Annotated in this window: 13 protein-coding genes; 7 read left to right on the plus strand and 6 right to left on the minus strand. The window is 61.0% G+C overall.

Annotation, left to right across the window (positions count from 1 at the left end; genetic code table 11):
- The first annotated feature begins 270 nt into the window (after window positions 1-270).
- Together NKJ04_RS28390 and NKJ04_RS28395 are read left to right on the plus strand one after the other, a co-directional pair.
- On the plus strand, window positions 271-708 hold the full coding sequence (locus NKJ04_RS28390; protein ID WP_352678635.1) for a c-type cytochrome: 438 nt from the start codon (window positions 271-273) through the stop codon (window positions 706-708).
- A gap of 9 nt (window positions 709-717) precedes the next feature.
- Window positions 718-1,668 (plus strand): cytochrome c, encoded by a 951-nt coding sequence (locus NKJ04_RS28395; RefSeq protein WP_352678638.1) that lies wholly within the window; start codon window positions 718-720, stop codon window positions 1,666-1,668.
- Here NKJ04_RS28395 and NKJ04_RS28400 read toward each other — a convergent pair.
- The 3 genes from NKJ04_RS28400 to NKJ04_RS28410 form a co-directional block, all read right to left on the minus strand.
- Window positions 1,665-2,072 carry an SET domain-containing protein gene (locus tag NKJ04_RS28400; RefSeq protein ID WP_023812784.1) on the minus strand — a complete coding sequence of 136 codons (408 nt, stop codon included), beginning with the start codon at window positions 2,070-2,072 and terminating at the stop codon, window positions 1,665-1,667. The genes NKJ04_RS28395 and NKJ04_RS28400 overlap by 4 nt on opposite strands.
- Before the next feature lie 159 nt (window positions 2,073-2,231).
- Window positions 2,232-2,858: a LysE family translocator gene (locus NKJ04_RS28405; RefSeq protein WP_023812785.1), complete on the minus strand. Its 627-nt coding sequence runs from the start codon at window positions 2,856-2,858 to the stop codon at window positions 2,232-2,234.
- Window positions 2,855-4,978 carry a S9 family peptidase gene (locus tag NKJ04_RS28410; RefSeq protein WP_352678641.1) on the minus strand — a complete coding sequence of 708 codons (2,124 nt, stop codon included), beginning with the start codon at window positions 4,976-4,978 and terminating at the stop codon, window positions 2,855-2,857. The genes NKJ04_RS28405 and NKJ04_RS28410 overlap by 4 nt, the downstream gene beginning before the upstream one ends.
- A gap of 180 nt (window positions 4,979-5,158) precedes the next feature.
- Here NKJ04_RS28410 and NKJ04_RS28415 point away from each other — a divergent pair, with 180 nt between their 5' ends.
- Window positions 5,159-5,527 carry an SH3 domain-containing protein gene (locus tag NKJ04_RS28415; RefSeq protein WP_128302982.1) on the plus strand — a complete coding sequence of 123 codons (369 nt, stop codon included), beginning with the start codon at window positions 5,159-5,161 and terminating at the stop codon, window positions 5,525-5,527.
- A gap of 440 nt (window positions 5,528-5,967) precedes the next feature.
- Complete coding sequence (locus tag NKJ04_RS28420; protein WP_013532660.1) at window positions 5,968-6,393, plus strand: Ros/MucR family transcriptional regulator; 426 nt, start codon at window positions 5,968-5,970, stop codon at window positions 6,391-6,393.
- A 171-nt stretch (window positions 6,394-6,564) separates the two neighbouring features.
- Here the strand turns inward: NKJ04_RS28420 and NKJ04_RS28425 are convergent, their stop codons facing one another.
- Window positions 6,565-6,993, minus strand: coding sequence for a SufE family protein (locus NKJ04_RS28425; RefSeq protein WP_352550684.1), 429 nt, complete (start codon window positions 6,991-6,993; stop codon window positions 6,565-6,567).
- Window positions 6,994-7,092: 99 nt separating this feature from the next.
- Window positions 7,093-7,446 (minus strand): DUF5330 domain-containing protein, encoded by a 354-nt coding sequence (locus NKJ04_RS28430; RefSeq protein ID WP_023812789.1) that lies wholly within the window; start codon window positions 7,444-7,446, stop codon window positions 7,093-7,095.
- Between the two features lie 536 nt (window positions 7,447-7,982).
- Between NKJ04_RS28430 and NKJ04_RS28435 the strand changes: the two genes are divergently transcribed.
- The 3 genes from NKJ04_RS28435 (at window position 7,983) to NKJ04_RS28445 (ending at window position 11,062) form a co-directional block, all read left to right on the plus strand.
- Complete coding sequence (locus NKJ04_RS28435; protein WP_352678645.1) at window positions 7,983-9,713, plus strand: sensor histidine kinase; 1,731 nt, start codon at window positions 7,983-7,985, stop codon at window positions 9,711-9,713.
- Entirely contained in the window at window positions 9,688-10,485 is a 798-nt protein-coding gene (locus tag NKJ04_RS28440) for a peptidoglycan-binding domain-containing protein (RefSeq protein WP_023812791.1), read from the plus strand. The genes NKJ04_RS28435 and NKJ04_RS28440 overlap by 26 nt, the downstream gene beginning before the upstream one ends.
- 229 nt (window positions 10,486-10,714) lie before the next feature.
- The gene (locus NKJ04_RS28445) at window positions 10,715-11,062 is read left to right on the plus strand and encodes a DUF1491 family protein (protein ID WP_128302985.1); all 348 of its coding nucleotides are present in this window, start codon (window positions 10,715-10,717) and stop codon (window positions 11,060-11,062) included.
- Here the strand turns inward: NKJ04_RS28445 and NKJ04_RS28450 are convergent.
- The gene (locus tag NKJ04_RS28450; RefSeq protein ID WP_352678648.1) at window positions 11,040-12,077 is read right to left on the minus strand and encodes a hypothetical protein; all 1,038 of its coding nucleotides are present in this window, start codon (window positions 12,075-12,077) and stop codon (window positions 11,040-11,042) included. The genes NKJ04_RS28445 and NKJ04_RS28450 overlap by 23 nt on opposite strands.
- Window positions 12,078-12,092: the final 15 nt, after the last annotated feature.

The following is a 12,092-nucleotide window of genomic DNA, read 5'->3' on the forward strand; positions in this document are numbered from 1 at the left end:
AGACTCAAACCGCGTCGTTCGAGTCCGCTTGAACACAGCGCGTTTGATGTCCTGATCGATCGTAGAGAAGCCCCGCGCGATGAACTGCTCCCCCCGAAGGTTGATGCCCAACTTTCGGGGTCAGTTCATCGCGCGGGGCTTTTCTTTTTCTGCGTCGAGATTCCCGTAACAACAAAGGTCTGGCAAAAATCATCCGGGGGAAGGGAATTTTTCCCCTGTAGCATCCGTTAACGTCCTGTCCCGAAATGCCTTCATCATGGAGCCAATTGAATGAGAAAGCTTGTTATCGCCATCTCTATGCTCGCACTCGCGGCTTCGGCGGCCTTTGCCGACCCGATCCTCGATCGGCAGGCACTGATGAAGGAACGCGGAAAGATCGTCGGGGGCCTGTCGAAAGTGGTTAAGGGCGAGGAACCCTTTGATGCGGCGGCTGTGTTGACGCAACTTCAGGCGCTGCAGGCGAATGCCGACAAATTCGATGCCGATGCGCTGTTCCCGGCCGGCAGCGACACCGGCGACACCACGGCCTCGCCGAAAATCTGGGAAGACATGGCTGGCTTCAACGCAGCCGATGACAAATATCTCGCCGACGTTAAGGCCGCGGTCGCTGCGGCTCCCGCCGATGCCGACGCGCTGAAGGCGCAAGTCGGCGCTATCGGCTCGGATTGCGGCACCTGCCATCAAGGCTACAGAATCAAGAAGGGCTGATCACCAGCCATGGCATGGCTGAAGAAACTTGTCGGCGCCGTCGTCATTCTGGGCGGCGTCGGTGCAGTTGCCGGCTGGGTCCTGTCGGCGCCGGTGAGGCTCGACAGGGAAACCTTGGCCAAGCTCGGTCCTGGCGACGCAGCCAGGGGCAAGCGCATCTTTTATGCCGGCGGTTGCACATCCTGCCATGCAAAGCCGGGCTCACAGGGCGACGCCCGGCTTCAACTCGTGGGTGGCCTCGAACTCAAGACGCCCTTCGGAACCTTCGTGCCGCCCAACATTTCGCAAGATCCCAAGGACGGTATCGGCGCATGGTCTGTCGAGGACCTCGCCAATGCCATGCTGAAGGGCGTGTCGCCTTCTGGTGAGCATTTTTATCCGGCGTTTCCCTATGCATCCTACGCGCGCATGAATCCGGCCGACATTGGCGATCTCTATGCCTTCTTGAAGACGTTGCCGGCCGTCGCCGGCAAGGCAGCGGGCAATTCGCTCGATTTCCCCTTCGATATCCGCCGCGGCATCGGCCTGTGGAAATTGCTCTACCTCAGCGACCAGCCGGTTGTTGCCTTCCCCGAAGGCACGCCTGATCCGGTGATATCAGGCCGCTACCTGGTCGAAGGGCCAGGCCATTGCGGCGAATGCCACACGCCGCGCGATCTTGCGGGCGGCACGAAGAAGAACGAATGGCTGGCGGGCGCCGTGGCCGCGGAAGGCAGTGGCGTCGTGCCGAACATCACATCAGGCGAGGGCGGTCTCGCCGAATGGTCGGAGGCAGATATCGCCAACTATCTCGAAACCGGCTTCACGCCCGATTTCGATTCGGTCGGCGGCGCCATGGTCGACGTCCAGCGGAACATGGCCGAACTGACGCCGCAGGACCGTGCGGCCATCGCCGCCTATCTGAAGGCGATCCCGGCGCATCCAAACGGCTATCCGGCCCGCAAGAAGACGGCGAACTAGACCGGGTCTGCGGATAACAGGTGGCGGTCGCCGAGAAAATCGAAGCCCGTTTCGAAGAAATGGTTGTAGTTGCAGGTCAGCTCTTCGCCAGGCGCGATGTCGCGCAGCGCAAAGCTCTCCTCGGGTGAGGAGACGTCGCAGTTCGGCTCGTCGGCATGGTTCATATAGCGCGCGTCGTCGGCTTCGAAGACAATGTAGTTCGGATCGCGGCGGTCGGGATAGGAGTAGCGATCGAGATAGCTCTTCACCGGGCCGGCCACGCGCTCATAAGTCTCGACCTCGATGAGCCGATCGAACCTTGGGTCCAGCTTCCAGATCAGAGTGCCGCGAGGAATGTGGTTCTTGGCAAAGACGCCGATTCCCTGGATAGGCGATTTGTCGAGATAGACGTCGACGAGCAGCATAATGGACCTTTACGCGATTGGAGGCTGTCAGGCCGGGAAAAGCCGCGCACTGGGTAGCGCGCGGTCACCGCAATTGCGAGTGAAAATGAGCAACGGGAACTTCAAAAAGTCCCTGATCACCCAGCCCTCCGGAAAGGGCGCGTCGATCATCGTCTGGAGTCAGCGTTGCTGCAGCGCCAGACGGACGCCCAAAGCGCAGTAGATGCCGCCGACAACTTTGCCCTGCCATCGTAACACTGACGGATTTCGGCGCAGGAGCGTGCCGAGCCGGCCAGCGCTCACGGCAAAGACGACCGTGCTGAAAAGGCCCAGTACGACGAAGATGACCCCCAACGCGGCCATCTGAAGCATCACCGTTCCGTTTTCAGGCCGCACGAACTGAGGCAGGAAGGCGAGGAAGAACAGAGCGGTTTTGGGGTTGAGCACTTCGGTCAGGACAGCCTGTCGAAACGCCTTGCCGGCAGAGATCGCAAGCGCGCCGGCAGCCGGATTGGCCGGTGTTTTCTCCATGATCGCGCGAATGCCGAGATAGATCAGGTAGGCCGCGCCGATGTACTTTATGACGATGAACAGCGTCGCCGACGCGGCGATGACCGCCGATATGCCGATCATCGCCATGACGGTGTGAAAGACATCGCCGGCAGCGATCCCGGCGCCCGTCGCGATGCCGACCTTGGTTCCGGAACTCGTTGCCCGGGCGATCGTCAGCAGGGTGGCGGGGCCTGGAATGAAGACGAAGCCGAAAACGACCGCGATGTAAGCGATCAGGGTGGTGAGGTCGATCATTTGTTGGTTGCTCCCGTAAGCTGCGCCTTGCCCATCACTTTCAGCGCGAAGGAATAGGTGTAGGCGATCTCTTCCAGCCGCGAAAACCGGCCGGAAGCACCGGCATGGCCGGAATCCATGTTGATCTTGAACAGAACCGGATTGTCCCCGCTCTTGCGGTCGCGCAGCCGGGCCACCCATTTGGCCGGTTCCCAATAGGTGACGCGCGGATCGGTGAGACCGGCCAGCGCCAGGATCGGCGGATAGTCGTGATCAGCGACATTGTCATAGGGCGAGTAGGCGGCAATGGTCCGGTAGTCGTCGGCGGACGCGATCGGATTGCCCCATTCGGGCCATTCCGGCGGCGTCAGCGGCAGGGTCGCATCGAGCATGGTGGTGAGAACATCGACGAAGGGAACCTCGGCGACGATGCCGCCAAAACAATCCGGCGCCATGTTGGCGACGGCACCCATCAGCATGCCGCCGGCCGAACCGCCCTGCGCGACGATGCGGTCATGCGCCGTGTAACGCTCCGTGACCAGATGGCGCGCGACGGCGATGAAATCGGTGAACGTGTTCATCTTGTTCTCCCGCTTGCCGTCATCGTACCAGCCATAGCCCTTGTCCTTGCCGCCGCGAACGTGAGCGATGGCGAAGACAAAGCCACGGTCGACCAGCGAGAACCAGTTGGTGTTGAAGGCTGCCGGCACGGTGATGCCATAGGAGCCGTAGCCGTAAAGCAGGCAAGGCGCGGATCCGTCCAGCGGCGTGTCGCGATGATGCAAAAGCGAGATCGGCACCAGTTCGCCGTCGCTGGCCGGCGCCATCAGGCGCCGCGTGACATAGTGGTCCGCATCATGGCCGGACGGCACTTCCTGGGTCTTCAGCAGCACCCGCTCGCGGGTGCGCATATTGTAGTCGAACACCTGGGCCGGCGTCGTCATCGACGAGTAGGAAAAGCGCATGATCTCGGTGTCGTATTCATAGGAACCCGACAGGCCGAGCGAGAAGGCCTCCTCGTCGAGGGACAGAAGATGCTCCTCGCCGTTGATCCGGTCGCGCACGACGATGCGCGGCAGGCCTTCCTTGCGTTCGAGCCGGACCATGTGATCCCTGAAGCCGATCACCGACAGGATCAGCCGGCCGGGCTCGTGCGGCACCAGTTCCTGCCAGTTGGCGCGCACGGGATCGCCCGCTGGTGCCGTCATGATCTTGAAGTCCTTGGCGCCGTCGGCATTGGTCAGGATGAAGAAGATATCGCCGCCTTCTTCCAGCTCGTACTGAAGGCCAATCTCGCGCGGCGACACCAGTTTCGGCTCGGCAAACGGATCGTCGGCGCGCATCAGGCGGTATTCCGAGGTCTCGTGATCGTTGATGCCGATCATGATCCACTCGTTGTTGCGGGTGCCGTCGACATTCATGAAGAAGCCGGGATCGGTTTCCTCATAGATCAGCCGGTCGCTTTGCGGGCTGTCGCCAAGCGCATGGAACAGCACCTTCGACGGGCGGTGGTTGGGATCGAGACGTGTATAGAAGAAGCCGTCATTGCCAGCGTTCCAGACACCCGAACCGCCGGTGTCGGGGATCTGGTCCGCAAGCTCCCTGCCGTCGGCAAGGTCACGCACGCGAAGCGTGTAGAATTCGGAGCCCTTGTCGTCGAATGCCCAAAGCAGCCTTGCGTGGTCGGCCGAATGGTCGACACCACCAAGACGGAAATAGGCCTTGCCCGCGGCCTCTGCGTCGCCATCGAGCAGGATATGCTCGGCACCGCCGTCGCGTGGCATACGGAAATAGCGCGGCTGCTCGCCACCAAGCTTGAAGGACGAGCCATAGGCATAGGGTCCGTCCTTCATCGGCACGGAAGAATCGTCTTCCTTGATACGGCCCTTCATCTCCTTGAAAAGCTGCTTCTGCAGTTCGGCCGTGTCGGCCATCAGCTTCGACTGGTACGCGTTCTCCGCCTCGAGTTCTGCGCGGATTCCCGCATCGAGCAATGACGGGTCGCGGAACATCTCCTGCCAGTTGCCGGCCCGCAGCCAGGCATAGTCGTCGGTTCGCGTGATGCCGTGATGCGTGTCGGAAACCGGCCGCTTCTCGGGCGCTGGCGGGCTGACGATCGGAAATATGGATGTCTTGGTCATTGCGTCTCGCTTTGCCAGTATCTTGAATGGGCCAGTATCTTGAATAGGCCAGTATCTTGAATGGACCATCTCAAATGGAGAATATCTTGAACGGCGAATGAACACGCCGCTCAGGGCAGGTTCAAGAGCCACAGCGTATGGGTTGTGTCGGCTCCAGGAGATGAGCCGGGAGGAGAGATGATGACTATTTGGTCTCGGACTGCTGCGGCTTTCGCCGTTGCTTCACTAACTCTGGCCTTTGCCGGCCAGTCTCATGCGACCGTATTCGCGGCTTGGCAAGTGGCCAATGTGCCGTTCGGCGATACGCTCAACGTACGCAAATACCCTTCGGGCACATCCCAGAAGCAGGCGGGATATCCGAACGGGACCGTTCTGCAGATGACCGGGCGATGCACCGGCGGAATAAACCTGCTCGACATCGCCAACCAGCCGGTATGGAAGCAGGAACAGAAGATTCGCTATCGCTGGTGCGAAGTCTGGCATGATCCGGCCCAGAACGGCAATTTCATCACCGGCTGGGCCTATGGCAAATACATCACCCCGCATTGATTGACGCGGCAGCAATCAGCCGATCGGTTGGATGACAGGCATGCATGATTGCTTGCGTATGACCACGGCAACCTGTGGTTTTGTAGGCAAATATGAACAACCAATATTGCCCGAGCGATACCAAGCAAGATCAAACATTAAAACCCGTTTCGTGAGTTGCCATGAATGTAACGGCGATCTGACGTTACGTCAGCCGCCGCCGGTGGGAGCGCGAAATATCGATAAATTACACAATGCACGAAAGATTGAAGCTGATCGCGGAATAATTGATCAATAGCGTTCAATATAGCGTAAGGGCCGAATTGACTTACTTGGTCTGCGCGCTCATTGATGTGCCCGCGACACGAATCGTAGAAACTCTACCTGCACAAAATTCGTGCGATGCCCTGCTTGTAAAAAAGGGCGCAGATCGATGTAACTCTTGTTGGGGCCCGAAGACCATGGATATTGTCGAAACACCTTCCAGAAACAGCGATGCGCTGATCGAATTGACCGCCGATGTGGTGGCCGCCTATGTCAGCAACAATCCCGTGCCGGTCGGCGAATTGCCGAACCTGATATCCGATGTCCATGCTGCGCTCGGGCGTGTGGGCGGAACCGCCGAACAGCCGCCTGCCGACAAGCAGAAGCCGGCGGTCAACCCGAAGCGGTCGGTTCATGACGACTACATCGTCTGCCTTGAAGACGGCAAGAAGTTCAAGTCGCTGAAGCGTCATTTGATGACCCACTATGACCTGACACCGGATCAGTATCGCGAAAAGTGGAACCTTGACCCGACCTATCCGATGGTTGCACCCAACTATGCGGCTGCCCGGTCACAGCTTGCCAAGAAGATGGGCCTCGGCCGCAAGCGCAAAGCGCGGTAATCGCTGCCAGAGCAATTCCAGGAAAAATGTGAAACGGTTTTCCCGGGAAAGCGCATAGAGCTTTCCCTTGGGAATTGCGTTAAAATAAGCCAGATCGGATCGACATCAACGGCGCCTTCGGGCGCCGTTTGATTTTTGCGCGCCGCGACGCGCGGATCGGGTATGGAGGTGTCAGGCGGTCTGCTTGAGCGCTGCCTCGGCGTCGCGCTTGATGCGCTTGACCATCGAGCGAAGGCCGTTGGCGCGCTGCGGCGACAGATGTTCGTCGAGGCCGAGTTCTTTCAATGTCGCTTCCGCATCGGTCTGCTGGATTTCGCTGGCGGTCCTGCCGGAAAACAGCGCCAGCATGATCGCAACCAGTCCACGCACGATGTGAGCGTCCGAATCGCCGGTGAAGGTGACGATCGGGTCGGTCCCGGCTCCGCGTTCGGTGGTCAGCCAGACCTGGCTCACGCATCCCGGCACCTTGTTGGCGGCGCTGCGCTGCTCGTCGGGAAATGGCGGCAGCGCCTCGCCGAGTTCGATGACATAGCGATAGCGGTCTTCCCATTCCTCGAGGAACGAAAAATCGTCGCGGATCGTCTGGATCGTGGTGGTCATGGCCCGGATATAGTCACGCGGCGGCGCCGCGTCACGGAAAAACAAGGACACCGCGGGCGTCGAGAGGGCAGACAGCCCGCGGTGCGCCGTCGAAACGGCTTAATTCTGAGGCGGCAGGTTGACGGTCTCGGGCAAGACGATTTCTTCGGGCAGGCTGCCGGTCATCGTGGATGTGTCGGGGCTGGCGGCGGACTTGTCGTCCATTATCGCTGCCGCGATCTTGGCGGTCTCCTTGGCGCGGGCGGTGATGGTGTGCATTGCCGACTTGCCGGTCTCGCAGACATCGGGCTTGCGTTCGCAAATGCCGGCGATATCGCCAACCGCTTCGCGTGCCGCAAACAAGGCCTGAATCGGCCCGACGCTTTCGCGGCCCGATTCATCGGGGCCGACAGTCAGCGGCAGCGCCAGCAGCACCAGCGAAAACCAGAAAGCCATTCTTATGAGGAAGACCATGCCCTTGCCCTCTCGTCGTGATCGGATCATGCATCCATATGGCATGACCTCTTTTGTAGGCAGGATCTTGGCACACAGGCGCAAAGGACGGCTTGCGGGCAAAGAGAGAATTTTCCTCAAATTTTAGGCAAATTCGAAACGAAGCGTTTTGCAATCGATTTGTCTCAATTGCCAGTGATTTTCCTTAACAACAAATAACCATATATCCCCATGATTTTCCTGTATTTTTCTTGGAATGTGGAAGTCCGGGTGCCGTGTGCGTCTGTCCGATAGGTGCCGTCGCCGGATAACTCTCCGTTTACTATGGCTGCATTTGCCCGTGCTTTCGGCGGCCGGCATCCCGATATTTGCCGCAGGCCAGGGCCTTGGTCGGCCCTGCCTTATCCATTCCTTAAACGCTGGATGCGAGTTTCAAAGCCAACCAGAACCATCTGCAAAGCAGAGCTGTCCACGACAAGTGCGAGTGCGTTGAGTTGAGTTCAATCAAGGCCAGATACGTTGAATTGCCTGCCGCGATTTCGGCCGGTTGCGAACGTATGGTCCATCCGTCCACCCTTGGGCGGAGCGACCGCGAGCGCCAGCGCCGTTTCATCGGCGTCATGCTCGCCGCTCCTTTCCTTGCCGCCGGCGCCGCGGTCACGCTGGTCACTTCAGGCATGGGCGTCGCCGTCACCATGGCCGCCATCTTCGCCGCCTTTGGCCTGTGCTGGTTCGTCGCCTTGCTGGTGGCGGCGACCGGCAAGATGGCGATGGCGAGTCGGGTCGCCCTGGTGCTGGCCGGCATTTCGCTCGGCAGTCTCATTGCCGTCGCGGGCGGGTTGGGTTCGCCTGTCGCCATGCTTGTCCTGGCGCTGCCTTTCGAAGCCTGGTGGATCGGCGGCTCGCGACGTGCAGCACTGTGGGGAGCCGTGTCGGCCGCTGTCGCCATCCTGGCTCAGCCTTTGGCTGGAACCGTATTCCCGTTCGCAGGAGCGCAGATCGCGGCGTGGCACTGGCTGGTGCCGTTGGCGTGGGCGCTGACACTGATGCCGCGTGCATCGGCGTTTCAAAACACGGCCGACGCGGCTGTGGTCGACACTGCCGACCAGCTCGAAGACATCATCGATGCGGTGGTCTTGCGGGTCGCCCGCCATGGCGAGGTCCTGGACGCGTCGCCGAAAGCGCGCACGCTTTTGAAACTGCCGCCCGAATTGCTGTCCGGAAACGGCCTCTTCGATCGCGTCCATCTGTCGGATCGCGTTTCCTATCTCAGCGCAATGGCCGACATGCGCGACGGTGCGCTGTCGCGCCGGCTCGAATTGCGCATCCGGCTGCCTCAGAACGGCAATAGCCTGACGGCCGACAATTACCGGCCGTTCTCGCTTGATCTGGTGCGTGGTGAGGAACAGGGTGACGTCTTTACGCTCGTCCTGCGCGAGAATGACGAGATCAGCCGGTTGCGCGAGGATCTCGCGGCGGCCAATGAGGCGGCCGCATCCGCCGAAGTGGCGAAGGGGCGCTTCCTGGCGGTGGTCAGCCACGAACTGCGCACGCCGTTGAATGCCATCATCGGCTTCTCGGATATGCTGCTGCACGAGATGTTCGGCGCCTTCAAGGATCCGCGCCAGAAGGAATATGTCGGCCTGGTGAGGGATTCGGGCCAGCATCTGCTCGCCGTCGTGACCTCGATACTCGACGTGTCCAGGATTGAATCGGGCGTTTATGCGACCGAGCCGGAGCCGTTCCGGTTCGCGGAAGCGGTCGACATGTGCCAGTCGATGATGCAGCTGCAGGCGCAGGCCAAGAACATCGATCTGCGGGCGCAGATCGCGCCGGACGCCGGCGACATCAATGCCGATCAGCGCGCCGTGCAGCAGATGCTCATCAACCTGGTCTCCAACGCGATCAAGTTCACCCCCGACGGCGGCGACGTCGTCGTCGGTGCCAAGCGGATCGGTTCGCGCCTGCATTTCTGGGTCAGGGACACCGGCATCGGCATCGCCGAGGAGGATTTCGCCAATCTCGGCAAGCCCTTCATGCAGATCCAGAACGACTATACCCGCCGTTTCGAGGGGACTGGTCTTGGCCTTTCACTGGTCAAGGGCCTGGTGGCGCTGCACGAAGGCACGATGTCCATCGAAAGCATGCCGGGCGAGGGCACCACGGTGACCATCAGCCTGCCGGTGAACGGACCGAAGGGACATCAGGCGGAGAAGGCCGGCGTGCTGACCATGCCTGTGGCGATGGCGAAAGGGGACAGAAATGGCTCGCTCCGCAAAACAGGCTAAGGCGGTCAAGCGCCGCAGCAACGCCTTTCAGGACGGCGCTGTCGCCGTCGGCGGCATGATCTCGCGCAACCCTGTCCTGGTGGGCGGCTCGACGGCATTCCTGGTGACGCTGTTCTACGTCTCCGCAAATGCCTTGTGGTACCAGCCTTTCCCGCATGCCGGCGCATTCTTCGCGACCCGCAGCATTGCGGGTTTTCCGCACGCGGCGCCCGACGAGCCGGAAACGACGTTCAACATCGTGCGGCCATCCGGCGCGCCGGCACCGATCAAGGGCGATCCGGTTGTCGAGCAGGTGCAAGGCATATTGAAGGATCTCGATTTCTATTCGGGAACGGTCGACGGCATTTCCGGACCCAACACCCGCAAGGCTATCCAGGACTATCAGCAGAAGGTTGGGCTCAACACGTCCGGCGAGATCGACGCGCTTCTGCTCGATCAACTGGGCGCGACGCCGAAAACCGCTTCCGTGGTACCCAGGCCGCAGCCGCGTCCGGATACGCCGGCCGCCGTTCCGGTGTCTTTGCAGACAGGTTCGGGACAGACAAATTCCGGACAGGCGAATGCCGCGACGCAAGCGCCCGATGCCCGCATCGTCAAGATCCAGGCCGGGCTCAAGGCGTTCGGCAATGACGACATGCAGCTGGATGGTGTCGTCGGCGCGCGCACCAAGGCAGCGATCAAGGAATTCCAGTCGCTGTTCGGGCTGCCGCAGACCGGCGAGCCCGATGAGATCGTCTACGTCAAGATGCGCGAGATCGGCCTGACCAACTGACGGCTGAAACGACGGCTCGCCCAGCGGGGGAAATATCGACAAAGCAATTCCAGGAAAAGTGTGAAACGGTTTTCCGTCCGGAATCGCGTCAAACAAGGGCTAAAGTAGTTTGCCGTTTCCTTGAAACGGCAAACTACTTTAGAGAACCCGCCTGCCTTGTTCTCATGCATGCCGTTGTTCCAAAACCGGAACCCACCTTTTGGGCGACATGCATTCGCGGAGTTTTCTCATGCGTGTCACATCGGATCTGTGGGTCTCGGCCCTGTTGCGCCGGGTTTTCAGCGCCGGTGGATTTGCCGCCGTGGTCAAGCGCGGCGCGACCGAGGCCGGCGCTGTGTTCGTCCTGGCGCGGGGCAGGCTGGGTGAGGTTGCGCTGTTCGGGCCGGCGCCGCAGACAAGCTATGATTCGGCCAAGCCCGACGACCGGTTTTTCACTCTGCTCGGAGCCGGCGAGGATGCCGCGGTGCTCGACGCCAGGCTGGAAAGGGAGAAAAAGTTCGATCCCGACATTTGGGTGGTCGAGATCGAGGCCGGCACCGTGCCTGTCGAGGAGCTTATTTCCGTGAAGACGCCCTGAGACCGGAGGTATCAGCCGCATCGTCGCTGTTTGAGGCGGTGCGTGTATCGCTGTTGGCAGGTGCTGCGCCGCGAACCGCCCTTGAAAGGGTTTCCGCCCGCCACGACCGCATCTTGTCCTGGGCCGCCTCGCGATGCAGCAGCCGGTAGCGGTCGAGGAAAGTCCGGATAGCCTGCGGATGCGGGAACTGGCTGGGATAGACGGCAACCGTGATCAGGAAGGCCCTGTCTTCGCTGAGGTCGAGCGAGCGTAAGGCGGCAAGCAGCGAGGCATAATTCTGGTTGGCGGTGAGCGATCGCGCGATCTCGAAATCGATATCGAGTGCATCGGCGAGCGCGGTCTGGAAGAACGCGGCGTTTCCCGTCAGAGCTGTCTCGCGCAATTTCACATAGGTGTCGGCGCCCTTGAAAGGATCTGCGTTCGTCGCTGCCGCCTCGTCGCCGGTGCGCATCATCGAGCGCAGCCTGCGCCGTGCATTCTCGGCCGCGATGCCGAGTGCCTGTTCTCGGGCGGGCTCGCCGGAGGCGCTTTCCGCGCTCGCTGGCGCGATCTTGTCTGCTGCAGCGGCGTTCGCATCCGGGTCCGGCGCACGCACCAGGGTTGGCCTCTCGAGGGCCCTGATCAGATCAGCAATGGTCGGGTTCAAGCTCTTGCGGCGCGCGATGGCACGCGCATGCGGCAGGCCATGTCGCCCGATCAGGGCGATGAGATCGATGTCGCTGACGGCGCGTGAGCGGATGAGCAGCGGCGCGGCAATGTCGACCGGTTCCTCGCAAAGGCGGCGCACCAGGGCGGCGGGGGCGTATTCGCATTCGGAAAGGGCGGCTGCCACGTAACGGCGAGATTCGACGGACACATTGTCGAACAGCGGCAGCGTCAGGTCTTCGAGTTGGCCAATCTCACGGCGTGAAGGGCGGGTGAGCGAGCAGAATGCCGACACCGCGGCGCGGAACAGCCTTTCGGCCTTTCCTGAGTCTTTTCGTACCGCGATTTGCCTGAAGTCCGAAGATGACACGAAGGATACGCCCGT

Source organism: Mesorhizobium sp. M0618 (assembly GCF_040320765.1).
Classification (GTDB): domain Bacteria; phylum Pseudomonadota; class Alphaproteobacteria; order Rhizobiales; family Rhizobiaceae; genus Mesorhizobium.

Bases quoted from the DNA above. Each gene is read 5' to 3' on its own strand.
- NKJ04_RS28390 (WP_352678635.1), top strand. From the start codon at position 271: ATGAGAAAGCTTGTTATCGCCATCTCTATGCTCGCACTCGCGGCTTCG.
- NKJ04_RS28395 (WP_352678638.1), top strand. From the start codon at position 718: ATGGCATGGCTGAAGAAACTTGTCGGCGCCGTCGTCATTCTGGGCGGC.
- NKJ04_RS28400 (WP_023812784.1), bottom strand. From the start codon at position 2,072: ATGCTGCTCGTCGACGTCTATCTCGACAAATCGCCTATCCAGGGAATC.
- NKJ04_RS28405 (WP_023812785.1), bottom strand. From the start codon at position 2,858: ATGATCGACCTCACCACCCTGATCGCTTACATCGCGGTCGTTTTCGGC.
- NKJ04_RS28410 (WP_352678641.1), bottom strand. From the start codon at position 4,978: ATGACCAAGACATCCATATTTCCGATCGTCAGCCCGCCAGCGCCCGAG.
- NKJ04_RS28415 (WP_128302982.1), top strand. From the start codon at position 5,159: ATGACTATTTGGTCTCGGACTGCTGCGGCTTTCGCCGTTGCTTCACTA.
- NKJ04_RS28420 (WP_013532660.1), top strand. From the start codon at position 5,968: ATGGATATTGTCGAAACACCTTCCAGAAACAGCGATGCGCTGATCGAA.
- NKJ04_RS28425 (WP_352550684.1), bottom strand. From the start codon at position 6,993: ATGACCACCACGATCCAGACGATCCGCGACGATTTTTCGTTCCTCGAG.
- NKJ04_RS28430 (WP_023812789.1), bottom strand. From the start codon at position 7,446: ATGGTCTTCCTCATAAGAATGGCTTTCTGGTTTTCGCTGGTGCTGCTG.
- NKJ04_RS28435 (WP_352678645.1), top strand. From the start codon at position 7,983: ATGGTCCATCCGTCCACCCTTGGGCGGAGCGACCGCGAGCGCCAGCGC.
- NKJ04_RS28440 (WP_023812791.1), top strand. From the start codon at position 9,688: ATGGCTCGCTCCGCAAAACAGGCTAAGGCGGTCAAGCGCCGCAGCAAC.
- NKJ04_RS28445 (WP_128302985.1), top strand. From the start codon at position 10,715: ATGCGTGTCACATCGGATCTGTGGGTCTCGGCCCTGTTGCGCCGGGTT.